Annotated in this window: 23 protein-coding genes; 8 read left to right on the top strand and 15 right to left on the bottom strand. The window is 72.1% G+C overall.

What is annotated here, in order from left to right:
- Nucleotides 1-8 precede the first annotated feature (8 nt).
- The 6 genes from OG504_RS52525 to OG504_RS52500 all read right to left on the bottom strand — a co-directional run bounded on the left by OG504_RS52525 (nt 9) and on the right by OG504_RS52500 (nt 7177).
- The gene (locus OG504_RS52525; RefSeq protein ID WP_405987792.1) at nt 9-926 is read right to left on the bottom strand and encodes an SAM-dependent methyltransferase; all 918 of its coding nucleotides are present in this window, start codon (nt 924-926) and stop codon (nt 9-11) included.
- Nucleotides 927-938: 12 nt separating this feature from the next.
- Nucleotides 939-2150 (bottom strand): nucleotide disphospho-sugar-binding domain-containing protein, encoded by a 1212-nt coding sequence (locus OG504_RS52520; RefSeq protein WP_405987793.1) that lies wholly within the window; start codon nt 2148-2150, stop codon nt 939-941.
- A gap of 38 nt (nt 2151-2188) precedes the next feature.
- Nucleotides 2189-3604 (bottom strand): MDR family MFS transporter, encoded by a 1416-nt coding sequence (locus OG504_RS52515; RefSeq protein ID WP_405987794.1) that lies wholly within the window; start codon nt 3602-3604, stop codon nt 2189-2191.
- Nucleotides 3605-3710: 106 nt separating this feature from the next.
- Entirely contained in the window at nt 3711-4688 is a 978-nt protein-coding gene (locus OG504_RS52510; protein WP_405987795.1) for a zinc-binding alcohol dehydrogenase family protein, read from the bottom strand.
- Nucleotides 4689-4796: 108 nt separating this feature from the next.
- The gene (gene mca / locus OG504_RS52505; protein WP_405987796.1) at nt 4797-5684 is read right to left on the bottom strand and encodes a mycothiol conjugate amidase Mca; all 888 of its coding nucleotides are present in this window, start codon (nt 5682-5684) and stop codon (nt 4797-4799) included.
- A 53-nt stretch (nt 5685-5737) separates the two neighbouring features.
- Entirely contained in the window at nt 5738-7177 is a 1440-nt protein-coding gene (locus tag OG504_RS52500) for an MDR family MFS transporter (RefSeq protein ID WP_405987797.1), read from the bottom strand.
- A gap of 110 nt (nt 7178-7287) precedes the next feature.
- Here OG504_RS52500 and OG504_RS52495 point away from each other — a divergent pair, with 110 nt between their 5' ends.
- Nucleotides 7288-7983 (top strand): TetR/AcrR family transcriptional regulator, encoded by a 696-nt coding sequence (locus tag OG504_RS52495; protein WP_405987798.1) that lies wholly within the window; start codon nt 7288-7290, stop codon nt 7981-7983.
- Between the two features lie 19 nt (nt 7984-8002).
- Here OG504_RS52495 and OG504_RS52490 read toward each other — a convergent pair whose 3' ends face one another.
- Nucleotides 8003-8818, bottom strand: coding sequence for an aromatase/cyclase (locus OG504_RS52490; protein ID WP_405987799.1), 816 nt, complete (start codon nt 8816-8818; stop codon nt 8003-8005).
- 146 nt (nt 8819-8964) lie between these two features.
- Here OG504_RS52490 and OG504_RS52485 point away from each other — a divergent pair, with 146 nt between their 5' ends.
- Genes OG504_RS52485 through OG504_RS52475 form a run of 3 tightly spaced genes read left to right on the top strand, consistent with a single transcriptional unit; the run spans nt 8965 to nt 12724 of the window.
- Entirely contained in the window at nt 8965-10014 is a 1050-nt protein-coding gene (locus tag OG504_RS52485; protein ID WP_405987800.1) for a methyltransferase domain-containing protein, read from the top strand.
- Between the two features lie 24 nt (nt 10015-10038).
- Nucleotides 10039-11082, top strand: coding sequence for an aldo/keto reductase family protein (locus OG504_RS52480; RefSeq protein WP_405987801.1), 1044 nt, complete (start codon nt 10039-10041; stop codon nt 11080-11082).
- Nucleotides 11083-11119: 37 nt separating this feature from the next.
- On the top strand, nt 11120-12724 hold the full coding sequence (locus OG504_RS52475) for an FAD-dependent oxidoreductase (protein WP_405987802.1): 1605 nt from the start codon (nt 11120-11122) through the stop codon (nt 12722-12724).
- An 80-nt stretch (nt 12725-12804) separates the two neighbouring features.
- Here the strand turns inward: OG504_RS52475 and OG504_RS52470 are convergent, their stop codons facing one another.
- The 7 genes from OG504_RS52470 to OG504_RS52440 all read right to left on the bottom strand — a co-directional run bounded on the left by OG504_RS52470 (nt 12805) and on the right by OG504_RS52440 (nt 19546).
- On the bottom strand, nt 12805-13485 hold the full coding sequence (locus OG504_RS52470) for a hemerythrin domain-containing protein (RefSeq protein WP_405987803.1): 681 nt from the start codon (nt 13483-13485) through the stop codon (nt 12805-12807).
- 15 nt (nt 13486-13500) lie between these two features.
- Entirely contained in the window at nt 13501-14187 is a 687-nt protein-coding gene (locus OG504_RS52465; RefSeq protein WP_405987804.1) for a class I SAM-dependent methyltransferase, read from the bottom strand.
- A gap of 26 nt (nt 14188-14213) precedes the next feature.
- Nucleotides 14214-14975: an SDR family NAD(P)-dependent oxidoreductase gene (locus OG504_RS52460; protein ID WP_405987805.1), complete on the bottom strand. Its 762-nt coding sequence runs from the start codon at nt 14973-14975 to the stop codon at nt 14214-14216.
- Between the two features lie 86 nt (nt 14976-15061).
- A complete protein-coding gene (locus tag OG504_RS52455) occupies nt 15062-16702 on the bottom strand; it encodes an FAD-dependent monooxygenase (RefSeq protein WP_405987806.1) in 1641 nt (546 codons plus the stop codon).
- The gene (locus OG504_RS52450; protein WP_405987807.1) at nt 16695-16994 is read right to left on the bottom strand and encodes an antibiotic biosynthesis monooxygenase family protein; all 300 of its coding nucleotides are present in this window, start codon (nt 16992-16994) and stop codon (nt 16695-16697) included. Before OG504_RS52450 ends, OG504_RS52455 begins: the two co-directional genes overlap by 8 nt.
- A 49-nt stretch (nt 16995-17043) precedes the next feature.
- Nucleotides 17044-18612, bottom strand: a complete 1569-nt coding sequence (locus OG504_RS52445; RefSeq protein WP_405987808.1) for a class I adenylate-forming enzyme family protein — start codon at nt 18610-18612, stop codon at nt 17044-17046.
- A complete protein-coding gene (locus OG504_RS52440; protein ID WP_405987809.1) occupies nt 18605-19546 on the bottom strand; it encodes an SRPBCC family protein in 942 nt (313 codons plus the stop codon). The genes OG504_RS52445 and OG504_RS52440 overlap by 8 nt, the downstream gene beginning before the upstream one ends.
- A gap of 209 nt (nt 19547-19755) precedes the next feature.
- Between OG504_RS52440 and OG504_RS52435 the strand changes: the two genes are divergently transcribed.
- The 4 genes from OG504_RS52435 (at nt 19756) to abc-f (ending at nt 24354) form a co-directional block, all read left to right on the top strand.
- Complete coding sequence (locus tag OG504_RS52435) at nt 19756-20223, top strand: nuclear transport factor 2 family protein (protein ID WP_405987810.1); 468 nt, start codon at nt 19756-19758, stop codon at nt 20221-20223.
- Between the two features lie 120 nt (nt 20224-20343).
- The gene (locus OG504_RS52430; RefSeq protein WP_405987811.1) at nt 20344-21123 is read left to right on the top strand and encodes an SDR family NAD(P)-dependent oxidoreductase; all 780 of its coding nucleotides are present in this window, start codon (nt 20344-20346) and stop codon (nt 21121-21123) included.
- Between the two features lie 120 nt (nt 21124-21243).
- On the top strand, nt 21244-22464 hold the full coding sequence (locus tag OG504_RS52425) for an acyltransferase family protein (protein ID WP_405987812.1): 1221 nt from the start codon (nt 21244-21246) through the stop codon (nt 22462-22464).
- Nucleotides 22465-22695: 231 nt separating this feature from the next.
- The gene (abc-f, locus tag OG504_RS52420) at nt 22696-24354 is read left to right on the top strand and encodes a ribosomal protection-like ABC-F family protein (RefSeq protein ID WP_405987813.1); all 1659 of its coding nucleotides are present in this window, start codon (nt 22696-22698) and stop codon (nt 24352-24354) included.
- Nucleotides 24355-24492: 138 nt separating this feature from the next.
- On the opposite strand, the gene hsaA is transcribed toward abc-f, so the two are convergent.
- Complete coding sequence (gene hsaA, locus OG504_RS52415; RefSeq protein WP_405987814.1) at nt 24493-25662, bottom strand: 3-hydroxy-9,10-secoandrosta-1,3,5(10)-triene-9,17-dione monooxygenase oxygenase subunit; 1170 nt, start codon at nt 25660-25662, stop codon at nt 24493-24495.
- Nucleotides 25663-25676: the final 14 nt, after the last annotated feature.

The raw sequence follows: 25676 nt of genomic DNA, 5'->3' as shown, positions 1-25676 counted from the left end.
GGGCCGGCTCAGGCCGCGTCGCGGGTTCCGCCGTGCCACCGCGCCTGGAGGTAGAGCGCGCCCTCGCAGACGCTGCCGGGCACGGCCGGATCCAGCAGGGGCGGGATCGGGCGGCCGTATTCGACGGCGCAGTCGGCGGGGCTGCGGGACTCCACCTGCCAGCCGGACCGCTCCAGCCAGCGCACCGGGTGCTCGCCGGGACCGCCCTTGACCAACTGGTCGTATTCGAGGCCGGTCGAGTCGGCAGTCTCGGCGTTGTCGCCGCCCATCATGGCCGCCTCGATGTGGTCGGTCGCCAGCATGCTGCCGGGGGCCGAAAGGGCACCGATGTCGTCCAGCATCTGCTGGTTGTCGGCGGGCGTGAGGTAGTGCAGCAGTCCTTCGGCCAGCCAGGCGGTGGGCCGGGTGGCGTCGAACCCCGCCGCCCGCAGCGCGCCCGCCCAGCCCTCGCGCAGGTCGAAGGAGACGGCGTGGCGGGCGCAGGCGGGGCGGGCGCCGCTGGCGCGGAGCACCTCTTCCTTGAAGGCGATCAGGTCGGGCAGGTCCAGCTCGAACAGCTGCAGTTCCGGGGGCCATTCGATGCGGTACGCGCGGGTGTCGAGCCCCGCGGCGAGCAGGACGACCTGGCGGATGCCGTCGGCGGCGGCCCGGCGGAGCAGGTCGTCGAGCCAGCGGGTGCGGATGGCTACGTAGTCGCCCATCGCCGTGAACGGGTTGGCGAGCACGTCCCCGTCGTGCCCGTCCAGCACCTGGTCGCCCGCCTCGATGTAGGGGGCCTTGTCGCCGACGGCGGCGATGAAGTGCGGGGCGAGGTCGTCGGTGAACAGCGCGTCGGCCCGCTCGCCCTCCCGCGCGCGCGTCCACGCCGCGCCCAGGGCGGTCCAGCTGACCTGTGGCATCTCGACGGCGGTCTGGGTGTCAGTCATGTCAGGACCTACCTATTTCGCAGTGGAAGTTGGCTGGGAGTCAGTGGCGTGCGCCGCCCGCTGCTCCAGGAGGGAGACGACCTCGGCGGCGGGCGGCATCGCGGCGATCTCCTCGCTCACGACGCCGGCGCGCCGGGCGTACTCGGCCTGCGTGAGCAGGTCGCCGAGGGCGGCGGCGAGGGCGCCGGGCCGGGCGCGTTCGGCGGGGGTGAGGTGGATTCCGGTGCCGGAGCGGGCGACCTGGTCGGCGCACAGGCTCTGCGGAGTGTCTGTGCCGTCGGGGACGACGAGCTGGGGGACGCCGTACGCGAGGGCTGTCATGGTGGACCCGGCACCGCCGTGCTGGACGAGGCCCGAGCACGTGGGAAGGAGTGCACCGAGCGGTACCCAGCCCGTCAGCCGGACGTTGCCGGGCAGGGTGAGGCCGTCGAAGGCCTCGGGGCGGGTCACCGCCATGACCACGTCGGCGTCCACCTCGGCCGCCTCGTCGAGGAGTTGGCGGCCGAAGTCGTCCACGGTGGAGGTGGTGATGCCGCCGGTGACGCAGATCCGGGGCCGCTTGGGTTCTTCCCGCAGCCAGTCCGGCACCTCGCCGGGGCCGTTGTAAGGGACGTACCTCATGGGGATGCGCGGCACCGGGTGCGGGGTGTGCAGAGCCGGCGGGGTGCAGTCGATCCAGGTGTCCGTGCCGATCCTCGGTTCGGCTCCGAAGCGCTCGAACAGCCGTGGGTAGGTGGGCGGTACCTCGTCCTCATGGAGGAAGTACAGGCCCAGCGGCTGGCACCAACTGTGCGCGAGGGCGGGGACGCCGACAGCCGCCGCGGCGACCAGGCCGACGACTGCCCCCACGTCGTACACCACGAGGTCCGGGCGCCAGAACCGGGCGAAGTCCACCATGTCGTCGGCGAGCGAGTCGGCGAGGCCGAGCACCTGGTCGCTCCAGTGCAGCCGGCGTTCCTCGCTCCAGCCGAGCGGGCCGCTCGGCCACGTGGCGGGCAGCCTTTTGGGGCGTTCGCCGGTGAGGGGTGCGGTCCGCCGGATGAAGGCGTCGCCCGCCGCCGAGTCACCGATCGGCACGGCGATCAGACCGGCCGCGGTGACCCGCGCGACCGACTGCGGCCGGGCGGCGACGCGCACCTCGTGCCCGGCGAGCCGGCTCGCCCAGGCGAGCGGCACGATCCAGGGAACATGAGCGGGTCCATGAGCCACGAAGAGGATGCGCACAGTTCACACCTGTCTGGGACGAAGAGGTCTGGGGGTGGTCAGCGGCGCTGCCGGCCAGGCAGCAGCACCGCGGGCACCACCGTCAGGGCGCTGATGCCGAACGCCCACCAGAAGGCGTCGCCGAAGGCCGGGGCCGCCGAGTGGGCGGTGAGCTGGTGCTGCAGCACCACGGCGAGCGCGGCCGTGCCGATGGAACCGCCGACGCGGTGCAGGACGTTGCTGAGGCCCGCGGCCCGCGGGATCTCCTGCGGCTGGACACTGCGGAAGACCTGGGCCATGGCCGGCGTCATGGTGGCGCCGATGCCGACGCCCCGGACGAACAGGCCGAGGGTGAGCAGTACTTCGCTGGGGTGGTCGCCGACCTGGGTGTAGGGCAGGGTGCCGGCGAGGGCGAGCACGATGCCGGCGAGCACGATGGGCCGGGGGCCGCCGAGGCGGTCGGAGAGCTTGCCCGCGAACATCATGGAGACCGCGACGCCCAGGTCCTGGGGGATCAGCAGCAACCCGGCGTGCAGGGCGTCCTGACCGCGTACCTGCTGGTAGTAGAGCGGCAGCATGAACATCGAGCTGAACAGGGCCGCACCGAGCAGGAACGAGGTCGACACGGAGACGCTGAAGCCCCGGTTGCCGAACAGTCTGAGGTCGAGCAGTGGGTTGCCCCGGTAGCGCCGGGCGTGCACGACGTAACCGACGAGCAGCGCGGCCCCGAGGAGCACCGGGACGGTCACCTCGGGCGAGGTGGGCGAGGCGTCGCCGGCGGCCTCGGAGAACCCGTACATCAGGGCGGCCACGCTGGGGCAGGCCAGCAGGAGACCGAGGGTGTCCAGGGTGTGGCCGCCCTTGGGCTCGGTGGCGGGCAGCACCTTCGCGGCGAGGATCAGGGTGACGATGCCGACGGGGACGTTGATGTAGAAGATCCAGGGCCAGCTGAGCTGGGAGAGGACGACGCCGCCCAGCACCGGACCGAGGAGTGGGGCGAAGGTGAGGGGGATGACCAGCATGCTCATCACCCGGCCGAGCCGCCGGGGGCCCGCCGCCTGCGCGATCATCGACTGGCCGATGGGCTGGATGAATCCGCCGCCGAGGCCCTGGAGGATCCGGAAGGCGATCAGGGAACCGGCCGACCAGGCCAGCCCGCACAGCGCCGAACTGCCCACGAAGCAGGCCACGGAGGTCATCCAGACCTGCTTGGCGCCGAACCGCTCGGTGGCCCAGCCGCTGAGCGGCACGACCAGTGCGAAAGAGAGCAGGTAGCCGGTGCTGACCCACTGCATGGTGGACAGGGGGCTGCCGAGATCCCGCTGGATGGAGTCGATGGCGACGCTGACGATGGTGGCGTCGAGCACGGCCACGATCGTTCCGAGAATGAGGACGATGCCGAGCTTGAGCAGGGCTGCGTCGACGCGGTCGCTGTGCTCCGGCGCGGCCGAGGTGGTATTCGCGGAGGTCGTCATGCACTGCTTCCTTGCGCTAGCGGTGAAAAGGAGTGGAGGCGCGGCGGCTCCGCCGGATGCGGGGAGGGGATCGGGGCCGCCGCTGTCTGTGGGGCCGGGGCGGCGCTCAGGGGATGAGCACGACCCGGCCGAGCTGTGCCCGGTCCTCCATCAGCTGGTGTGCCTTGGCCGCCTCGGTCAGCGGCAGTTCGGTGTGCACGACGGGCCGGACCTTGCCGGAGAGCACCATCTCGGTGACCGTACGAACGCCCTCCTCGATGGCCTCCAGGTCACCGTCGAGGGCGGCCATGGTGAAGTGGGTGACGTACCGGACGCCGGCAATCTCCTCCATGGACACCGACGGCAGTTGCTTGCCGCCCGAGGCCGAGCCGTAGAACACCAGTCGCCCGTACGGCCTGAGCAGGGCGATGCTCCGGGTGGTGATGTCCGCGCCGACGCTGTCGAGGACGACGTCGACGCCGGCACCGCCGGTGATCCTGCGGACTTCCTCGTCCCAGCCCTCCCGGCTGTAGTCGACGCCGGTGTCGGCGCCGAGTTCCTGCGCGAAGGCGAGTTTCGCGGCGGAGTTGGCGGCGGCGATGACCTTGCCCGCGCCCAGTGCCCTGACCATCTGCACCACCAGGTGGCCGATGGCTCCGGCCGCCGCGTGCACGAGGACGGTGTCACCCGGCTGGATCCGGGCGGCCTTGACGACTTCGAGGCCGACCTGGGCCGGCGAGGAGATCATCGTGGCCTGGCCGGCGTCCATCCCGGCCGGCACCGGCACCAGGTCACGGGCGCGGGCGAGCACATGGTCGGCGTAGGAGTCCTTGAAGATGATGCTGGCCACGCGCGCGCCGGCCGTTACGCCGGTGACGTCCGGGCCGATTGCGTCGACGAAGCCGACGACATCACCACCGGGGCAGGCGGGCGGCTCGGAGTGGTGGGCGTAGAAGATGCCCTGACGCTCCTGCAGGCCCGCGAAGTTGACGCCGATCGCCTCGGTGCGCAGGCGCACCATGCCCGGCCCCGGGTCGGGCTTCTCGGCCTCTTCCACCTTCAGCACGTCAGGCGGGCCGAACTCGCGATAGCGGACGATACGCATGGGACTCCCTAAGGGCACGGTGGGACAACGGCACTGTGCGACGGGCCGCTCCGGCCCGGCCCACCCTGTGGCAGGTGGGCGGAGTCCGGCTGGAGCAGCGCTCGACAGTCAGTGCGCGTCGGCCGTGATCCCCGCGAACAGGTCGTCCTCGGGCAGGTCGTCCGCTACGCGCGAGGTGGCCAGGTGGTAGTCCTCGGTGGGCCAGGCCTCGGCCTCCAGGCTCATCGGGGTGGACAGTTCGGGCCCGTCGGGGTCGACCTGGGTCTCGTGGGCCAGCAGTGCCGCGCGGCGCACAGGGAAGTACTCGGCGCATTCGACCTTCGACGTCACCTCCCAGGTCGGCCAGTCGTCCGGCCAGTTCTCCAGCAGGCCGGCCGCCGGAGACTCGAGCCCAGCGCGGGTCATCGCAGCGTTGATCGCACGGAAGTAGTCCTTGTTGAAGGCACAGGTGTAGTAGAGCTTCAGGGGCTGCCACGCCTCGCCGGTGCCCGGATAGCGGTCCGGGTCGCCCGCCGCCTCGAAGGCTTCCACGGACACCCGGTGGGTCATGACGTGGTCGGGGTGGGGATAGCCGCCGTTCTCGTCGTAGGTGACCAGCACGTGCGGGCGGAAGGAGCGCACCGCCTCCACCAGGGGGCGGGCGGCGGTCTCGAGGGGCTGCAGTGCGAAGCAGCCGTCGGGCAGCTGTTCGCCGTCCTTGGGCAGGCCGGAGTCGGTGAAGCCGAGGAACCTCTGGTCGACGCCGAGGATCTCGCGTGCCCGGAGCATCTCCTTGCGGCGGCGCTCGGGCAGTTCGGCCCACACCTCGGGCCGGTCGAGCCGCGGGTTGAGCACGTCGCCGCGCTCTCCCCCGGTCATCGTGCACACCAGGACCCCGGCACCCTCGCGGGAGTACCTGACCAGTGTCGCGGCACCCTTGCTGGACTCGTCGTCCGGGTGGGCGTGCACGGCCATGAGGCGCAGGCCGGTGCGGTGCCGGTGAGGGGAGGTGGTCATGAAGGGGACTCCTGTGATGTCGGTGCCGAGGTGGTGAGAGGTGCGGTGCGCGATCAGCCCCGGCCCGGGGCGCGGCGCGGGTAGAACAGTGCGGGCAGGAGGGTCAGCGCGCCGAAGGCCAGGGCCCACCAGAAGGTCTGGGCGTAGGCGTCCCGCACCCCCTGGTGTCCGGGGTGGGCGCCGGCCAGGGCGGACTGCAGGACGACCGCGAGGACTGCTGTGCCGATCGAGCCGCCGATGCGGTTGAGGACCGTGCGGGCGCTGGTGGCGGCGGGCACCTGGCTCCGCTGGACGGAGGTGTACGTGGCGGCGACGTTCGGCGGCGTGATCACTCCGAAGCCGAGTCCCCTCACGAACAGGGCGGCGACCAGGAGGGCGGTGCCCGGGCCCGAGCCGGACAGGACGAACGGCACGGTCCCCGCGAGGGTCAGCAGGATGCCCACGACGGCCACGGCGCGCGGGCCGTAGGTGTCGGTGATCCGGCCGGCGGGCAGGGTGGCCAGAGCTGTGCCGAGCGCCTGCGGTGCGAGCATCAGGGCCGCTTCGAAGGCGCCCGTGCCGCGTACCTGCATGAAGTACAGCGGCAGCAGGAGCATCGAGCTGTACAGCGCGGCTCCCAGCAGGAAGGTGTTGACGCTCGCGAGGGTGAATCCGCGGCCCGCGAACAGCCTGAGGTCGACCAGGGGCGTCCGCTCGGTGCGCAGCGCGTGAACGACGTACCCGGCGATCAGGGCGAGGCCGGCGAACAGGATGGTGGTCTGCAGCGGGTCGAGGCTGCCGCCCTCTGTCTGCCCCAGGGCGTAGACGAGGGCCGCGAGGCCGGGCGGCAGCAGGGCCAGGCCGAGCCCGTCGGGCTTGAGGGAGGTCTGCCGCTCGCCGTCGTCACTGGGCACCATGCGCGCGGCCAGCACCAGCGCGGCCAGTCCGATGGGCACGTTGAGGTAGAAGAGCCAGCGCCAGCCGGCCGCGTGGAGGACCAGGCCGCCGACAACCGGCCCCAGGATTGGCGCGAGGGAGACCGGGGTGGTGATGATCCCGACCAGTCGTCCGATGCGCCGGGGCCCGGCGATCCGGGCGACGACGGCTTGTCCGATGGGTTGCATCAACCCGCCGCCGAGGCCCTGCAGCAGCCGGAAGGCGATCAGCGAACCGGCCGACCAGGCGAGCCCGCTGAGCGCGGAGGCGCCAATGAACAGAGCCACGGAGGCGAGCCATACCCGCTTGCCGCCGAAGCGCTGGATCAGCCAGCCGGACAGGGGGGCGACCAGGGCGACGGCCAGCAGGTAGCCCGTGCTCACCCACTGGACGGCGGTGAGCGAGGCATGCAGACCGTCCCTCATGGAGGCCACACCGACGCTCACGATCGTGGTGTCGAGCTGAGCGAGGACGGCCCCGAGGACCAGCACCAAGCCGATGCGCACCAGCTGGGGATCGATGCGGTCCGCCTCGTCGGGCAGTCCGACCGTGGCGGGTGGGGCGACCGTGCGCTTCAAAAGGACCTCCGTACGGCTGCGGGACTGGACAGCCGTAAATTTATGTCGGACCATTGTTTATGTCAAGCCTAAGAATAGGCCGAACCAAAGGAGTGGTTACGATGGGAACCATGCAGAGACCGGCAGCATCAGCCCGGAAGGCCGGAACAGGCCTCAGGGAGCGCAAGAAGCAGGAGACCCGGGACCGCCTTGCGCACATCGCGACGCTGCTCTTCATCGAGAAGGGCTTCGACAACGTGACGATCACGGAGGTCTCCGAGGCCGCCGACGTCTCCAAAATGACCGTCACGAACTACTTCCCCCTCAAAGAGGACCTCGTCTTCGACGCCCACGAACTCGTCGTCGACAGCCTCGCGCGCACCGTGCGGGAGCGGCTGCCCGGCGAGTCCGCGCTGCACGGACTGCGGCGCGCGTTCCTCTCGGCCCTCGGCGGCGGCTACCCGGTGCTGACCGGTCATGCCTCACCCGGCTTCGCCCGCCTGGTGCACGACAGCACCCGGCTGCGTGCCCGCGAGCGGGAGATCGACGAGCAGCGCGAGGAGGTGCTCGCCGAAGCCCTCGCCGCCGCGACCGGTACCGCGCCGGACGGCCTCACCCCCCTCCTCGCCGCGGCCCAGCTCGCTGCCGCCCACCGGGTGCTGTTCCGCCTGGTGCGCTCCCTGGACCGCGCGGACACCCCGCCCGCGGAGGCCGACCGTCTGGCCGCGGCCGCCGCCGAGGATGCCTTCGACCGCCTGGAGCCGGTCCTCGGCACCTACGCGGTACGCCCGGACGGCGTATCGCCGGCCCGCGGGCCGCGCCCCTGACGGGACCCGCAGCCCCGCCCTACAGGGCCGCTGCCAGCAGCGCCAGCTCGCGCTGGGCCACCGGCGGCAGCCAGCGGTGGAGTGCCGCCGGGACAGGGCCGGACTCCGCGGAAGTCAGCCGGGCGCAGAGGCTGATCTCCACGCCGGACGCGGTCTGGGTGAGGTCGATCCGGGCGGTGGCCGCGTGCAGCCGCGAGGACAGGCCCGCGACCCGCTTGAGGACGACCGCGCGACCAGGCAGAAGAGCCGCCGCCCAGTGGTGGTCCGCCCCGACGGCCTGCGCCAGCCGCTCGTAGACGTCCGTGCACGCCCCGGGCACGACCGTGCGTGCCTCGGCCCGTACGGTGCGGGCCGTCAGCCGCGGGTACGACTCGGCGACCGCACGCAACTGGTCGAGCTGGGCACGACCTCCTCGGTCGATGTCGGCGAGCGCGGCCCGGACCTCCACGGGCGTGGTGGCGCCGGCGAAGGTGAGCGCGTGCTCCAGCCGCACCTCCGTCGTGCCGCCGGCCGACGGGGTGAAGGACCACTCGCCACGCATGCCCGCCACCGGCGGCCTGCCTCCCGCGTGCTCGAAGACGATACGACGGGCCGTCACGTCGACGAACCGGTCCGCCGTCCAGTTGCGGATGCCTCCGCCGGGCGCGATCACCCACCGCTCCACGACCTGCCGGCCGCCGCCGCGCCGCACCTCGGCATGCAGATGCGAGCCGAAGAACTGCGGCGCGCTCTCCACCCCGGCGACGAGGTCGAAGCAGAGCCCGGCGGGCGCCGCCACCGACCCGCTGTGCACGACGAGCTGGGGTTCTGCCTGCTGGATCACGGGTGCCGCCATGGTGTGTTCCTCTCCTCGGCTGCCAGTTGCCACGAGCCTGGCCCGCCGCCCTCGACGGCCGATCGAGCCCGCTTCGAGCGCGAGACCACAGCCTGGCCCCGCAGGAGCCCGTGTCCGAACCCGGAGCGAGAGGAACGACGACACGTATGGCCGCAGTGGCACCGGCCCCCGGGCCGATCACCCGACAGACCATTCTGGAGACCCTGCTGGCCTTCAAACGGACCAGTGTGCTGCGCACCGCGATCGAGCTGAGGGTCTTCGACGCCCTCGCCGACGGTCCACGGGACGCGGCTTACGTGTCCAAGGCGGTCGGCGCACCGGCCCGCGCGGTGCGCGTGCTGCTCACCACGCTGGCCGCCATCGGCTACGTCACCGAACACGGCGTTCCGGAGCACGAGGAATTCGCTCTCGCCGACGGCGCCGGGCGGTTCCTCGTCACCACGAGCCCCGAGTACGCGGGGGACGCCACCGTCGTCGCCGCCTCGCAGGCGGAGTGGGAGTCGATGGGCGCCCTCACCGAGATCGTGCGGGCCGGCACCACCCTCCTCGACGAGGATGCGAGTTCGCCGCACTTCACCTACTGGCAGGACTTCAACGCCCACGGCACCTTCGCCACCCGCCCGGTGGCCGCCGCCCTCGCCGAGGTCCTCGGCGACTGGGCGGCCGAGAAGCGGGACACACTCCGGCTGCTCGATCTCGGTTGCGGACATGCCCTTTCCGGGCTGCTGTTCGCCCAGGCGTTCCCGCAGACCCGGGTGGTCGGTCTCGACTGGCCGGACATGCTGACGGCGGCCCGCGAGAACGCCGCCGCGATGGGGCTGGCCGAGCGCACCGCACTCATCGCCGGTGACGCCTTCAGCACGGACCTCGAAGGGCCGTACGACCTGGTCGTCCTCGCCAACCTCCTGCCGCAGTACACGGAGCAGGACGGCATACGGCTGCTGCGCCGGGCCCGCGAGGTGCTGGCCCCGGGCGGGCGGGTGGTGGCCGCGGGGTTCACCGTGGGCGACTTCGGACCGGCCCGCGAGTTCGGCGGGCGGATGCTGTCGCTGCTGCTGCTGGCCTGGACCCGCGGCGGCGAAGTGCCCGCCACCGAAGGCTGCCTGCGGATGTTCCGGGCGGCCGGCCTCACCGAGCCCGAGGTGCACGACGTACCGAACCTGCCCACCAGGCTGTTCGTCGCCGCGCGGGCCTGACCACTGGTCCAGAAGGAGCAGATCATGCAGTACGCAGCGCTGGGCACGAGCGGTCTGATGGTCAGCCGGGTGGCGTTCGGCAACTCGCTGACCCATGGCAACCAGATCGACGACGGGGCCGCGCGCTCCTGTGTGCACGCCGCACTGAACGCCGGGATCACCACCTTCGACACCGCCGACGCCTACGCCCAGGGCCGGGCGGAGGAGCTGCTCGGCACGTTCCTGGCCGGACAGCGCCGCTCGGACCTGGTGCTGTGCACCAAGGTGGGCCGCTCCCCGCGGCCGGGCGCGAACGAGGGCCGGCTCTCCCGCAAGCACATCCGCGACTCGGCGGAGGCCTCGCTGCGCCGGCTGGGCACCGACTACATCGACCTCTACCAGGCGCACCGCTGGGACGGGCAGACCCCGCTGGAGGAGACCGTGTCGGCCTTCGCCGACCTCGTGCACAGCGGCAAGGCGCTCTACATCGGCGTCTCGGAGTGGACGGCCCCGCAGATCCGCGCCGCGGCAGCGCTCGCCCGTGAACTGCGCTTTCCGCTGGTCTCCAACCAGGCGCAGTACTCGCTGCTGTGGCGGGTCATCGAAGGCGAGGTGATGCCGGCCTGCACCGAGGCGGGCGTGGGCCAGATGGTCTGGTCGCCGCTGGCGGGCGGGGTGCTGACCGGCAAGTACCGGCCCGGGCAGGGGCTGCCCGAGGGCAGCCGGGCGGCCGGTGCCGAGGGCGGCGCGAAGTCCCTCAACCGGTGGAACTACCTGGACGAGGCGGTGCTCACCGCCGTCCACGCACTGGTGCCGCTCGCGAAGGAGGCCGGGCTCACCCCGGCCCGACTGGCCCTGGCCTGGGTGCTGCGCAATCCCGCTGTGTCCTGCGCCGTCACCGGGGCCTCCCGCCCCGACCAGCTCCGCGACACCCTGCTCGCTCTGGAAGTCGACCTGGACGACGGCCTGGTGGACCGGGTGGAGGCCGCTCTGGCCGGCGTCGCGGTCACCGACGCCGCGATGGCCGGCCGGGCGCCCGCCCCCAGGCAGCCTTGTCCGGCCGTTCGGCGAGAACGGCAGACGGCGTGAGCCGAACAATCCGCAGCGACCGAAGAGAGGGAGACGTATGCCCGAGCTCACCACCCAGGTCCTGATCGTGGGAGGAGGGATCGTGGGCCTGTCGGCCGCCCTGTTCCTGCGCGACCAGGGCGTCGACGTCGTAGTGGTCGAACGGCACCAGGACACGTCCGTGCTGCCCAAGGGGCGCAACATCAACGCCCGTACGATGGAGGTCTATCTGTCCCACGGCGTCGAGGCGGACATCCGTTCGGCGCCCCAGTCGATCTTCCAGGAGTTCGACGAGCGCTGCCGCGCGGTGACGCTGGCAGGCGAGGAGATCCTGCGCGAGGTGCGCCCGGCACCCGAGACCCTCGCCGGGCTCAGCCCGAGCGACCCGGCTCTCGTCGACCAGAGCACGGCCGAGCCGATCCTGCGCAGGCATGCGGTCCGGCGCGGTGCCGATGTGCGGTTCTCGACCGGGCTTGTCTCGTACAAGGACGACGGCACGGGGGTCACCGCGGTCATCGTCGACCGGATCCTGGGCGAACGCACCGTCGTGCGCGCCGACTACCTCGTCGCCGCCGACGGACACCGCTCCGGCATCCGGGAGAGCCTGGGCATCGACCGCGACATCATCGCCGAGGCGACGCCCGTGGTCAGCGTCGTCTTCGAGGCCGACCTCACCGAGCCGCTGCGCGGCCGCCGGGTCGCCCTGTGCTACCTGGACGAGCCCGAACCCGGCACCCTGCTCACCCCGCTGGACACACTGGAGCGCTGGCTGCTCATCGTCCCCTACCACCCCGAACGCGGCGAGAGCACCGAAGACTTCACGCCCGAGCGCTGTGTGGAGCTGTTCCGTGCCGCCGTCGGCGTGCCCGGCCTGCCCGCGCGGGCCGTCCCGGCGATCCCGGGCAGCAGCAGGCTCGCCCACCCGTGGGAGCTCACCGCATGGGTGGCCGACCGCTACCGCGACGGCCGGGTCTTCCTCGTCGGTGACGCGGTGCACGTGTTCCCGCCGACCGGCGGGCTCGGTGCCAACACCGGTGTCCAGGACGCCCACAACCTCGCGTGGAAGCTGGCCGCGGTGCTGTCCGGGCGGGCCGGAGAGGGGCTGCTCGACACCTACGAGAGCGAGCGGCGCCCGGTGGCCCGGCTGGCCGCGCGTTTCGCCACCGAGCGCCAGAGCGACCGGGCCGCGGGCCGCAGCGACGGGCAGGGCCCGCTGGACATCCTGGCGGTCGTCATGGGCTACCGCTACGACTCCCCCGCCGTGCTCGGCGCGCGCCCCGACGGGCCGGCCGCCCTGCACCCCAAGGAGCTGGACGGCGAACCCGGCACCCGGGCCCCGCACCTCCCGCTGGCGGACGGCGCCCGGGAGCTGTCGAGCATCGAGCTGTTCCATGACGCGCTCGTGCTGCTGGCCGGACCGGGCGGCGAGGGCTGGGCCCGGGCCGCGGACGACAGCACGGCCCTCCGCGTGGTGCGCATCGGCACGGACCTGGCCGACAAGGCGGGCAGCTGGCCGGGCGCGCTGGGCGTGGATGCCGGCGGCGCCGTGCTGGTACGGCCCGACGGCTTCGTGGCCTGGCGTTCGCAGCCGGGCCAGGAGCCCTCCGCGCACTTCCTGGACAGGATCCTCGACCGGATCCTGATGCGTCCGTCCGGGACCTGAGCGACCACCGGCCGCACACATGGCGCCGGCACCGCGTAGGACGCGGTGCCGGCGCCATGTGCCGAGGGGCGGGGTTACGGTCAGGCCGCGCGGGCCGGATGCCGGCCGCCCGGGAGTGAGTCGACGAGTTCCTGGTAGCGGGGCTCCCACTCGGTGAGGAAGCGCTGGCGCACCGGCGCCGGCATGCGGCCCAGCATCACCTCGCGCTGCGCCTCGCCCGCGTGCGCGACCACCATCGGCATCTCGGTGGCGACGCTCTGCGGGGAGTGGTCACGGGCCAGCGCGGCACCGAGCGCCGCGAAGGCCTGAGGGCCGACGGTGGTCTCCAGGGCGGGCACCAGGGTGCGCTCCTCGAGGATCAGGTGCTCCTCCAGGACGGCGTCGAAGACGGCCACGGTCTCGCGCAGTGCCGCAACCCTCTCGTGCCAGGTGTCGGCCAGCGCCTCGGACAGCCCGGCGAGCCCGGCGTCGATGTGTTCCAGATGGCCGTCGAGAGTGGCGTGCTGACCCTCGATCTCGGTGACGGCATCGGCGAGCCCGGGCGCGGCGGCGATCGCCACCGGCCACACCAGGCGGTCCTCGACCTCGTGGTGGCGGTTGAGGATGGTGGTGAACACCCCCCACCAGCGCACGATCCTCCGTACCGCCGCGCCGTCGCCTGGTTCAGCGGCGGTCAGCCGCTCGGAGAGTTCCGGCACGGCACGGCGGATGAGGTCATGGGTGAGCATGAAGCCGGTCATGTCGTTCCTTGCGACGGACACGGCGGTTCCCCTTTCTCAGTCGATCGTGATGTCGAACAGCGCGATCGAGCCGCGCACCGCGAGCCGGATGTTCTTGAAGCGGCCGGCGAGTTCGGACTCCAGGTCCTCCAGCGAGTCGTCGAGGTTGTTCATCGGGCCGTTGCCGTCGTTGAGGTTCTCCAGCGCCTTCGGCGCGAGCCTGCCGTGCTGCACACCCTTGGCCAGCACGGTGGAGCCGAAGATGCGGCCGCCGGGTGCCACGTGGGGCAGGACATGGTCGAAGACGGTCGCCTTGTGCGCCATGTCTCCCGGCAGGCAGTGGATGAGCATGTTCAGCGCGACGGAATCGAACCGGGTCTCCTCACCGAGGTCCAGGGGGGCGAGCACATCGCGCTTGAGAAGCTGCGGGCGCAGGTGTGCGACCCGTCCGCCGGCCTTGCGCAGCACCCCCTCGTTGAGGTCGACGAGGGTGAGCTCGGGGGTCAGGGTCGGGAAGGCGGCGCGCTCCAGGAACCAGCCGGTGCCGGGACCGAGATCCAGGTGGCGGGCGCCGACGGACCGGTTGTACTGCCGCAGCATCTCGTCGCGCGGGCAGCCCCACACCACCGGGCAGACGAATCCCAGCACCCACATGTCGTAGGTCGAGAGGATGCGGCTGGTGTACGGCGCGGCGCCTGCGAGCACTTCCTCGCGGGCGGGGGCGGTCGGTTCGGTGGTGGTCATGCCGTGCCTTTCGTCTTGTCGTCGGTTCACCGGCCGCCGGCCACGGTGACGATCTGGCCGGTGGTGTTGCCGTTGGCCGCCGAGCCCAGGAAGAGTGCGGCGGTGGCGATGTCCTCGGGGGTGCTGAGCCGGCCCGTGGACGTCAGCCTGGTCTCCCGCTCCCGGATTTCCGGGGGCAGGCCGTACAGCACCCGCTCGGTGGCGGTCAGACCCGGGCAGATCACGTTCACCAGAACGCCGTCGGTGCCGACGTCCCAGGCGAGGTTCCGGGCGAAGCCGTGCAGCGCGGACTTGACGGCGCCGTAGAACTCCTGGCCGCGGTGGCCGTCGAGCGCCACGTGCGAGGAGATGAGCACGATCCGGCCCCATGACCGCTCGCGCATGCCGGCCACGGCGAGCTGCACGGTGCGCAGTGTCGGTGCCAGGTTGTCGTCGAGGAACGCCAGCCAGTCTCCCGTCGCGACGTCCTCGAAGTGCTCGCCCGGGGGCCGCCGCGGGGCCCAGCGCACCGCGTTGGCGACGAGCACGTCGATGCCGCCCCAGCGCTCGGTGACTTCGGCGACGGCGGACTCCACGGTCTCCGGCTCGGCAAGCGAGTACCGCACCGCCATGGCCAGGTCCTGGCGCGCGCCGAGTTCGTGGGCGAGCCGTTCGCCGGTGTCGCGGTTGCCGCGGTAGGTCAGGGCGACCCGGGCGCCCTCGGCGGAGTAGGCCCGGGCGATGGCCGCGCCGATGCCGGAGGACGCTCCGGTGACCAGCACCGTGCGGTCCTTGAGTCCCATGTCCATGCGTACTCGTCTCCGTACCTGTCCGTGCTGGTCCGGTCGTGCTACGACCGTGCTGGTCCGGCCGGGCACGAGTCCGGCCGTCGGTGCTACGGCGCCGTGCCCTGCGTGCTCAGCGCCGGTGTCCCGGCCCGGGTCCCCGGGCGGTCGAGGTGCGCGGCCGCCAGCGCCCGGGCCAGCGACCTGCGGTGCAGTACCGTGCCCCGGGCGGCGACGTAGCCGTCCGGGCGCACCAGCAGCCAGCCGCCGGGCCCGAGGCCCAGGGCAGCGCGCAGTCGGCCGTTCGGGTCGGCGAGGGGGGTGCCACCCGCGGTGAGGACGTCCGGGACGGTGTCGTCCAGGAGCCGTACCGACAGCCACTCGGTGTCCGTCGGCGTGTCCTCGGCACCGGGCGCGGCCACGGCCAGCGTCCAGCGGGTGTCGCGGAGTTCGTCCGCCCAGGCGCGGCAGCCGGGGTCGTCCGGGTCGGCCCCGGCGCCCGAGGAGGCACGGGTGCCCGGGAGCGGACCCGGGCCGGCCGCTGCCGGCGTGGTCAGCGGCGAGTCGGGATATCCGAGCAGCAGCCCGGAGATGTTGCCGAGCACCTTGCGCTGCACCTTCTTGCGCAACGGGGTGACCTTGCGGATGACGCCGAAGACGAGGGGCAGGGCGATCGGCGCGAAGGTGTTCTTCAGCTGGACCAGGAAGGTGGCCTTCTTGGTGGAGCCCAGCAGCTGCTCTCCGATCGGGACCCGCTCCGCGCTGTATGAGTCGAGGAGCTCCCGCCGGGCGTGGCCCTGTTCGACCAGGGCCAGCTTCCAGGCCAGGTTGTACGCCTCCTGGATGCCGGTGTTCATGCCCTGTCCCGAGGCGGGGCTGTGCACATGGGCCGCGTCGCCCGCGACGAAGACCCGGCCCTCGCCCATGCGCGGGACCATCCGCTGCTGGAAGGTGAAGACTGAGGTCCAGGTGGGGTCGTGGACGTCGACCGGGCGACCGAGCCCCGGGGTGAGCTTCTCGGCGAAGCGGGCGGCGATCTCCTCGGACGGGGTGTCGGGCGAGGCGGTGGTGGTGTCCAGCAGGCGCCAGCGGCGACCGCGCCGGAACGGCACCATCATCAACGCCTGCGCGCCGATGTGGATCCAGTAGATGCTGTCGCGCGGCAGATCCACGTCCACCGGGGAGTCGGCGAGCATCCATGTCTCGCTGGCTTCGCCGAGCAACGGCAGGCCCAGGGTCTTGCGCACGGTGCTGTGGCCACCGTCGCAGCCGACGAGCCAGGGCACCTCGACGGACTCCGTCTTCCCGCCGGCATGTTCGAGGGCGACGACGACCCGGCCGTCCTCCTGTTCGAAGCCGGTCAGCCGCACCCCCCACTCGACGGTGACGCCGAGCCGGGCGACGGCCGCCCGTAGGACGGCCTCGGTGTCGACCTGCTCCACGATGGCCGTGAACGGGTAGCGGGTGGGCATGGTCGAGTAGTCCGCGTCCAGCCGGACCAGCCGGCGGCCGCTGCTGAACATGGTGAAGGCCCGTATCTGCTGGGCCTGGGCGAGGATCTCACCGATCACGCCCATCTGGTCGTACGTCTCCAGGGTGCGCGGATGCGTGGCCACCGCACGGCTGGTGGTGGCGGGTGCGGGAGCCGCGTCGATCAGCCGTACCCGCAACCCGCGCCGGGCCAGTTCGTGCGAGATGGTGAGGCCGACCGGGCCGGCCCCCGCCACCAGCACCTGTGCTGCGTCAGACACCGCTGTCCCCGCCCTCGGTGACCTCCTGGTAGAGGCCGGGCTCCACGGTTGCGAGGCCGCCGAGGCCCTTGACCCGCGCCTGGAACGCGTCGCTGCGCACCGCACGCTGGTGCGAGGCGGCGTCATCCCACTCGGCCAGCTCGATGAAGACGTTCGGCTGCCCGATCTGACGCAGCATCGACGAGCTGCGGTAGCCGGGCTGGACCGACATGAATTCGGTGAGGGAATCCTTGATGAGGAAGAACTCCTCGACGTCGCCGTTGATGGTCAGCTTGTTGACGAAAGTCACCACGGTGCTCTCCTGCTCTGGTTTGGGTGGTGTGGTGGCCGGGGGCCTGGTCCTACACCGCCGCGGCGCTGCGCAGCCGTTCGCGCAGCGGGCGCCGGTCGACCTTGCCGTTGGGCGAGCGCGGTACGGCGGTCAGCTCCTCGACGTGGCGGATGTGCTGGTGCTCGGCAAGCTGCGCGTTGACCCGGCCGGTCAGGGCCGCGAGGTCCACCGGGCCCTGACCGGCCGGGACGACACCCGCCCACACCACGGCGCTGCTGAACGCGTCGGGGTAGTCGACGACGACGCAGTCGGCGACGTCCGGGTCGTGGGAGAGGAGCCGTTCGATCTCGTTCGGCGACACCAGTTCGTTGCCGACCTTGAAGACGTCCTTGATGCGGTCGACGAGGAAGAGCCGGCCGCCGGTGTCCTCGTGGCCGACGTCCCCGGTGTGGAACCAGCCGTCCGCGTCGATGTCCGCAGCGTCGGGCAGGCCCAGATAGCCGGCCATCAACTGCGGTCCCCTCAGCAGGACTTCGCCCTTCTCTCCGGCGGCGACGTCGGCGCCGGTGTCCAGGTCGACGATCCGGCACTCGGTGCCCGGCACGACCGGTCCGACCGAGCCCGGCCGGCTGTCGCCGAGCAGGTCGTTGTGGCTGAGCGGGGAGAGTTCGGCGAGGCCGTAGCCCTGGATGACGGGAACGCCGAGCCGGTCGCTCAGGGCCTGGGCGACCGCCGGGGCGAGCGCCGAGCCGCCGGAGGCGACCACGCGCAGGGCAGGTCCCGCCTCGACGCCGGCGAACCGCTCGTCGGCCACCAGCCTGGCCAGCCGTACGGGCAGGGAGAAGTAGTGGGTCGCCGCCGCCTCAGCCGCGGCCGTGAACGAGCGGACCGGGTCCGGGTCGTGGCACAGCACCTGCGTACCGCCCGCGTACACCGTCGCATTGAGGTGCATCAGGTGGTAGAGCGGCAGATGGTTGAGGCACACCGACGCGCTGTCGAGTCCCTGAACGTGCGCGACCTGCACGGCGTTGGTCACCAGGTTGCGGTGGGTGAGCATGACGCCCTTGGGGGGACCCGTGGTGCCGCTGGTGAACTGGATGCAGACGACCTCGTCCAGAGGGCGGGTGGCAGGATCGGGCAGCGGGGCCGTCGTCTCCGGCTCCTCCTGCGCGAACAGGTCGGCCAGCGGCCGGGTGCCCTGGAGCGGTGTCCCTTCCGGGTCCGCGTCGATGACGTACACCTCGCGCAGCGCCGGCAGGTTCTTCCGCACGGTCTGCAGCCGACGGGCCGTCTCTTCGGGCACCACGGCGATCTCGATGCCGGCCGTGCGGAAGATGTGCTCGAGTGCCGCCTCCCGGACCAGCGGATTGATCATCACGATGCGGTTGCCGCTGCGGCTGGTGCCGTAGAAGGCCGCCGCGAACACCGCGTCGAGAACGCTCGCCACGCCGATCGCCGCGCCGCGGCCGCCGACGGCCCGGTGCAGGGCCCGGGCGAACCGGTCGGCGTACGCGTCGAGTTCGGCGTAGCCGGTCGCTCCCCGCTCGTCACGGACGGCCGGGTGGCCGGGGCCGCGTTCGGCGGCCCGGCGCAGCAGCCCGTCCAGCGGCAGCGCCGGGACGGACGGGAGCTCAGACACCGGCGCGCTCCTCCGCGTACGCCTTGGCCAGCCGCAGGTTGCTCATGCTGTTGGCGCTCAGGACCCGGCGCAGGTAATTGCGCGCGTCCTGCACGGTCGTGCCCTCGCCGAGGATGTGCAGCGCGGACGGCTTGATCGTCGCGGTGTGCCGGGCCTCGGCGATGACGCCCTCGGGGGTCTGGGTGAACTTCCAGTGGCCGGTGTGGCCGTCGAGCAGCACGGGCAGTTCGGTCTGCTTGTAGACGATGATGTCGGGCTCGATGGCGATGCGGACCGAGCGGGTGCGGTGCGAGGAGCCGTCGGGGGTGGAGGTGTCCATGTCGAAGAACTGGACGTCGTCGGCGGGCTGTTCGAGGTCCAGCTTGGCGATGTGGGGGATGCGCTCCTCCCACTTGTCCGCCTCCCACAGGTAGTCGTACACGTCCTTGATGTCACCTGCGATGAACAGCGGGTCCTCCATGCGGATGATCAGCTGGTCGAGCTCCTCGCCGTTCTCCGCGGCGTAGCCGAGGACCCGCAGGTAGTCCTGATTGCCCGCGTGCAGCCGGTCGGTGACCTCGTCGAGACGGCCCTCCTCGCCCTCGGCCAGGGTGAAGTCGTGGCGCAGGGTCACCACGGTCTTGCCGTCCTGCTCCTTGAAAGTCCACTCGCCGCTGAGCGAGGCGAACGGGTGCTCGGCCGGCACGTGCACGAAGGAGATGCGGTCCGCCTCCCTGGTGCGACGGACCTTCCAGGTGCGTACCGAGTGCCGGTCGGCGACGGCCCAGTGCTGGATGAGCTGTTCGGTGCCGTCGTCCTCGAGGATCTCCGCGTGGACAGCGGTCGTATGCAGCTGTGTCCAGCCGATGACGTCGTCGACCAGGCCGCGCGCCACCGCGGCCGGGGCCGCTACGACCACCTCGTCGCTGGCGGAATGCTGCTGGATCTTCGTCACGGTGTGCCTCCAGGTCCTTGCCTCGTCACCACGCTGGGTTTGGCGCCGCCAACATTTCCGGGCCGTTCTCGAGGCCTCTTGGAATTCGCCTCGACAGGGGCCGCCGGACCGTGCGCTGCATGCGGACTCGAACGCGGCTCGATCGTGGCCGCGCAGGATGTCGTGCCACACACCACCGCGCCCGATCGCGCCATGGAGGGAAAGACACAGTGACTACGCAGACCGAGTTCCAGCCGCAGGCCACCGACGCGAGCACCACCGCGTTCGCCGTCCTGTACGCGGAGGTTCAGCAGTTCTACGCCCGCCACATGCACCAGCTCGACAGGGGCGAGGCCGACGCGTGGGCGGCGGGTTTCGCTGAGGACGCAAGCTTCTCGGTGCCCACGCTGCCGGAGCCCGTGGTGGGGCGTTCGGGCCTGGCCACCGCCGTCCGGCGCAGCGCGGCGGCCCTCGCGGAGGCAGGCGAGCAGCACCGGCACTGGCCGGGGGTCTTCGACGTGGTGCCGCAGCCGGACGGCTCGGTCGTCGTGCACTCCTACACCACCGTCTTCGCCTCTCCTCTCGGGGGTGACTCCCGGGTGCACCGCGTCTGCACCTGCACCGACGTGCTGGTGCGCGACGAGGGCGGCCGCCTGCTCATCCAGGACCGCAAGGTAGGCCGCGACGACCTGCGCTGACGCCCCGCACCGCTGCCTCCGCCGCCGGCAAGGTGCCGGCGGCGGCAGCGGTCGGGCACCGAGAGGGCGGTCGAGCACGGCTCAAGACACGCTCCAAGAGCCGCCCATAGCGTCTGGACCATGCCGAACTCCGAACAGCTCAAGGGCAAGGTCGCACTGGTCACCGGCGCCAGCCGGGAGATCGGCGGCACCATAGCCCGCGAACTCGCCGCGCGTGGCGCGGCCGTCGCCGTCAACTACCGCAGCTCGGCCGATGCCGCCGCCGAGGTCGTCTCCTCGATCCGGGAGGCCGGCGGGCGGGCCGTCGCCGTCGCCGGCGACGTGACCGACGCCGGCCAGACCGACGCCGTGCTCGCCCAGACCGAACAGCAGCTCGGTCCCGTCGACATCCTCGTTCTCAACACGACCGGATACAGCTCCCACCTGCGGGGGCCGTTCCTCGGTATGAAGGTCGACGAACTGGTCGACAACATGGCCGCCCAGGCGCGCGCCGCGCTGCGTCCCGTCGCCGCCGTCGCCCCGGGCATGGCCGAACGCGGGTCGGGGGCGATCGTCTTCATCTCCGACAGCTTCGCCCGCACGCAACTGGTGGGCACGATCGGTCACGGCCTGACGAAGGCGCCCGTCGAGTCCGCCATGAAGCACCTGGCCCTGGAACTGGGTCCGAAGGGTGTGCGCGTCAACACCGTCATCCCGGGTGCGACCCGCAGTCCCAACCTGCTCGTGTCGGCCGGCGACCAGCACGCCGGCAAGCTCGAACCGGTCATCCAGGCAACCCCCCTGCGCAAGATCGGCGAGCCGCAGGACGTCGCCAATGCCGTCGCCTTCCTGGCCGGCCCCGAAAGCACCCACATGACCGGCGCCTTCCTCCCGGTCAGCGGCGGCTTCCTCCTCCTGTGACAGACCGGCGGCGCGCCGGCCCGGCCCGCGCCGCCGCACCCGCGCCCCGCAGTGACCCCTTCCCCGGTCTCCCGTGCCCCCAGTACCCCCATACCCAGCGACGGATTCGGAGCCAGCACCATGACAGACACGACCCTGCAACGCCCGGGTACCGGGCGTCCTGGAGACCTTCCGGGAGGTGCCGCACCGGCGGCCCGGCAGACCCATGTGGCCGCCCTCGACGGGCTGCGCGCCCTCGCCGTGCTCGCCGTGATCCTCTACCACACCGGTCAGCTGAAGTTCGGCTGGCTCGGCGTGCCGATGTTCTTCGTGCTCAGCGGCCACTTCATCACCCGGACGCTGCTCTCCCACCCGGAGCTCAGCCGGGCCCAGCGGGCCAAGAACTTCTTCCGCAACCGGCTGCTGCGCCTGGCCCCGCTGTACTTCCTGTTCGTCGCGGGGCTGACGGTCGTCGCACTGGTCGGCGGCGACAAGATCCTCACCCGCGACCTGCCGTACCTGTGGACGTGGACGTGGAACCTGTCCGCGATGCTGCACGACTTCCAGCCCACCCCGATGGTGCTGTACGCCCAGGTGTGGTCACTCGGCGTGGAGGTGCAGCTGTACGTGGTCTGGGCCCTGCTCGCCTTCTTCCTGCCGCGCCGCTGGTTCGTGCGCGCCTCGGTCGTTCTGGCGTTCGCCGGCCCGCTGCTGCGCTGGGGCGTGTGGCTGCTCATGGACGCCACGCACTTCCCGATCAAGCCGCTGCAGGCGATGGTCGTCTACTGCTCCCCCGCCTCGTACCTGGACGTGTTCGCGATCGGTGCGTGCACCGCGCTGCCCGAGGTCCGCAAGCACCTGGCCGGTTTCGCCAAGGCCGCCGTCGCCCTGTTCGCCGTCGTGACCGCCGCACTGGTCGCCCAGGGCTTCGCCGACGGCAAGGGTTTCCGCAGCGACCTCGGCTACCCGGTGCTGCTCGCCTCGGACTACGAATGGGTGTGGAAGTACTCGGTCGCCGGGCTGTTCTTCGGTGCGGTGCTCTATTTCGCGGGCAACGAGGGCAGGCTCCAACGCGTCCTGTCCTGGCGGCCGTTGGTCCGGGTGGGCCTGATCTCGTACGGCATCTACCTGCTGCACATGGTCATCCTCGGCCGGCTGTTCGAGCTGCACGCGCCGACCGTGCACGGCTGGGCCTGGGCCGACGTGGGCATCGCGGCGATCGGCATCCCGGCCGCCTATCTTCTCGCCGAGGCGAGTTACCGCTGGGTGGAGAAGCCCTTCCTCAAGCGCAAGAAGGGGTCTCTGGCCCAGCAGCTGGCCGTCGACCCGGCACAGCCCCCGAACGTCTCCGTGACCGTCTGAGGCGGTCTGCCGAGCGGCGCCCGTCGGACCTTTCCTCCCCGTCCGACGGGCGCCGGCATGCGAGAAAACAGGTGGTGCGGCCACCGGTCCCGGCCTACTCTCGTCCCATGGGTATCTACTTCCTGTGATTCTCGTCGCCGGACGCGAGGACGCCTCCGGCAAGCACCCCGTGCCGGCCGGCCGCTGCCGCCGGCTCTCTCCTCAGTGCTGACGAGAATCAGGAGAATCCTTTTGCGTACCCACCGACCGTCATCCCCCGCCCAGCTCACACTGAACGACGTCACCAAGTGCTACGGCGACCGGATCGTCCTCCACGACGTGTCCCTCACCATCCGCCCCGGCGAGAAGGCGGCCGTGGTCGGCGACAACGGCTCCGGCAAGTCCACGCTGCTACGGCTGATCGCGGGCGTGGAACGGCCGGACGGCGGCGACCTGACCGTCGAGGCGCCCGGCGGCCTGGCCTACCTGGCCCAGACACTCGGCCTGCCGCCCGGTGCCACGGTGCAGGACGCCATCGACCACGCCCTGGCCGAACTGCGCGCCCTGGAGGCGGAGATGGCCGCGGCCGAGGAGAGGATGGCCGCGCTCTCCGCCGAGGAACTGGCCGCGTACGGCGCACTTCGGGCCGAGTTCGAGGCCCGGGGCGGTTACGGCGCCGACACACGGGTCGACATCGCCCTGCACGGTCTCGGGCTGCCCGGCCTCGAGCGCGGCCGCCGCCTGGACGAGTTGTCGGGCGGGGAGCGTTCCCGGCTCGCCCTGGCCGCGACCCTGGCGTCCGGCCCGGAGCTGCTGCTGCTCGACGAACCCACCAACGACCTCGACGACCGGGCAACGGCCTGGCTGGAGGACCGTCTGCGGCGCCATTCGGGCACCGTGGTGGTCGTCACCCACGACCGGACGTTCCTGGAAGCCGTCGCCCACACCGTCCTGGAGGTGGACGACGCCGCGCACACCGTGCACCGCTACGGCAACGGCTATGCCGGCTACCTGTCCGCGAAGGCCGCGGCCAGGGCCCGCTGGGAACAGGAGTACGAGGACTGGCTGACGGAGATCGACCGGCAGCGGCGGCTGTCCCGGACCGCGGGTGCCCAGCTCGCCACGATCGGCAAGCGGGTCGCGCTCAGCAACGGCGGGTCCGGCGCGGCACGGCCCCGGGCGACGTCCACGGGCACCTCGCACAAGGTCCGCAACGCCAACGAACGGCTGCGCCGGCTGCACGACGAGCCGGTGCCCCGTCCTCCGGATCCGCTGCACTTCAGCCGGGCCGTCCGCACCACGGATGACGGCGAGCTCGCGCAGGGACCGGCCGTCGAGCTGAGGGACGTCGTGGTCGGTGACCGGCTGCGGGTGGACGATCTGCGGCTCGCCCCCGGGGAACGTCTGCTGGTGACCGGCGCCAACGGAGCGGGCAAGACGACTTTGCTGAGGGTCATCGCCGGGGAACTGCCGCCCGGGCGGGGCTCGGTGACGCGTCCGCGGGCCGTCGGCCATCTGCGCCAGCTGGAGACGGCCGGGCTCCCGGGGCAGACGGTCCTGGAGGCCTTCGCTCACGGCCGGCCCGGGCTGCCCGAGGAGTACGAGGAGGAGCTGCTGGCCCTCGGCCTGTTCCGCCCCGAGGCGCTCACCGCTTCGGTGGATACGCTGTCGACGGGGCAACGGCGCCGCCTGGCCCTGGCCAGGCTGGTGGTCCGCCCGGTGGACCTGCTGCTGCTGGACGAGCCGACCAACCATCTGTCGCCGGTCCTGGTCGAAGAGGTGGAACGGGCTCTCGCGGACTACGCCGGCACTCTCGTCGTGGTCAGCCACGACCGCCGGTTGCGGGCGTCGTTCCGGGGCACCCGCCTCGAACTGCAGGCGGGCCGCGTCCTGATCCCGCAGCCGGCCTGAGCGGCGCGAGGAATCCGACCGCGGCCCGGGCTCCTCCCCCGCGCCGTTGGCGTCCCGTTCCGGCCGAGCCGTCGCCTTCGGCCGGAACGGGCAGTCTGCCGTTGTCCCACGCGGCGCGGGGTGCCGCACCGCGTCCGGTCACACCATGGTTTCCCGCACGTCGATGCCCAGAGCCTCCTGTGCGAAGGGAAGCTGGCCGCGCTGGGAGTCGTTGGCGGCGTGCCCGCGCGCGGTGTGCACGTCCCGCCAGGCACGCTGCAGTGCACCGGAGCCGGTCCGCATGGCGTTTCCGCCGGCGTGCGCCATCAGCAGGTCGACGGCCTCCATCGCCCGCTCCGTGGCCCGTACCTGGTCCCGCCGGGTGCGTGCGCGCAGGGCAAGTGAGGGTCGCCCGCCGCGCTCGGCGCACGCGGACAGCTCCTCGATGTTCCCGATCAGCCCGCGCCAGGCCGCGTCGATGTCGCCGCTGCCGCGGGCGATCCGCAGCAGTCCCGCCGGGTCGAGGTCACCGGGCCGCGCCGTGCCCTCGGCGATCCGCGCGCGCAGCACCGCGCAGTGGTCCCGGTAGGCGGCCTCCGCGATGCCTACGGCCGGCGCGGCGACCGCGGTGGTGAACATGGCGGGGAACGGCACCCGGTAGAGGGGCTCCGGGTTGAGTTCCCAGCCGGGAAAGACATGGCCGTCGGGCACACCGACCTCGACGGTGCGGTGGGCAGGGACGAACACGTCCTCGACGAGGATGTCGTTGCTGCCGGTGCCGCGGAGCCCGACCGTGTCCCAGTTGGCCTCGACGCGGCAGTCCGCGCGCGGCAGCAGGAACGCCCTCATCCCGGGCGGCCCGGCCTCTCCCCGCGGCACCAGGCCGCCCAGGAGCACCCAGGTGGCGTGGTCGGATCCCGAAGAGAACTGCCAGCGCCCGCTGAGCGTGTAGCCGCCGCCCACTGCGGTCGCGGTGCCCGAGGGGGCGTACGACGAACAGGCCAGGGCGGTGGGGTCGTCGTCCCACACGTCGTGCTGGGCCCGTGGGTCGAACAGTGCCACGTGCCACAGGTGGATGCCGAAGACGGACGCCACCCAGCCGGTCGAGCCGCAGGCGGCGGCGAGTTCACGGACGGCGGTGAAGTGTGCCTGGGGCGCGGCGGCGAGCCCGCCGCGGGCGCGCGGCACAAGCAGCCGGAAGAATCCGGTCTCCCGCAGTTCCTTGACGGTGACGTCCGGGATCCGGCACGCCGTCTCGCTCTCCTCGGCACGCGCCCGGATCTGCGGCACCAGCTCCCGCACGGCGGCCAGGACCTCGTGCACGGTCATGGGCGGTCCTTCCT

The organism is Streptomyces sp. NBC_00986 (assembly GCF_045162565.1).
Classification (GTDB): domain Bacteria; phylum Actinomycetota; class Actinomycetes; order Streptomycetales; family Streptomycetaceae; genus Streptomyces.
Note: the sequence above shows the minus strand (reverse complement) of the source record. Positions and strands in the feature narration are given on the sequence as shown.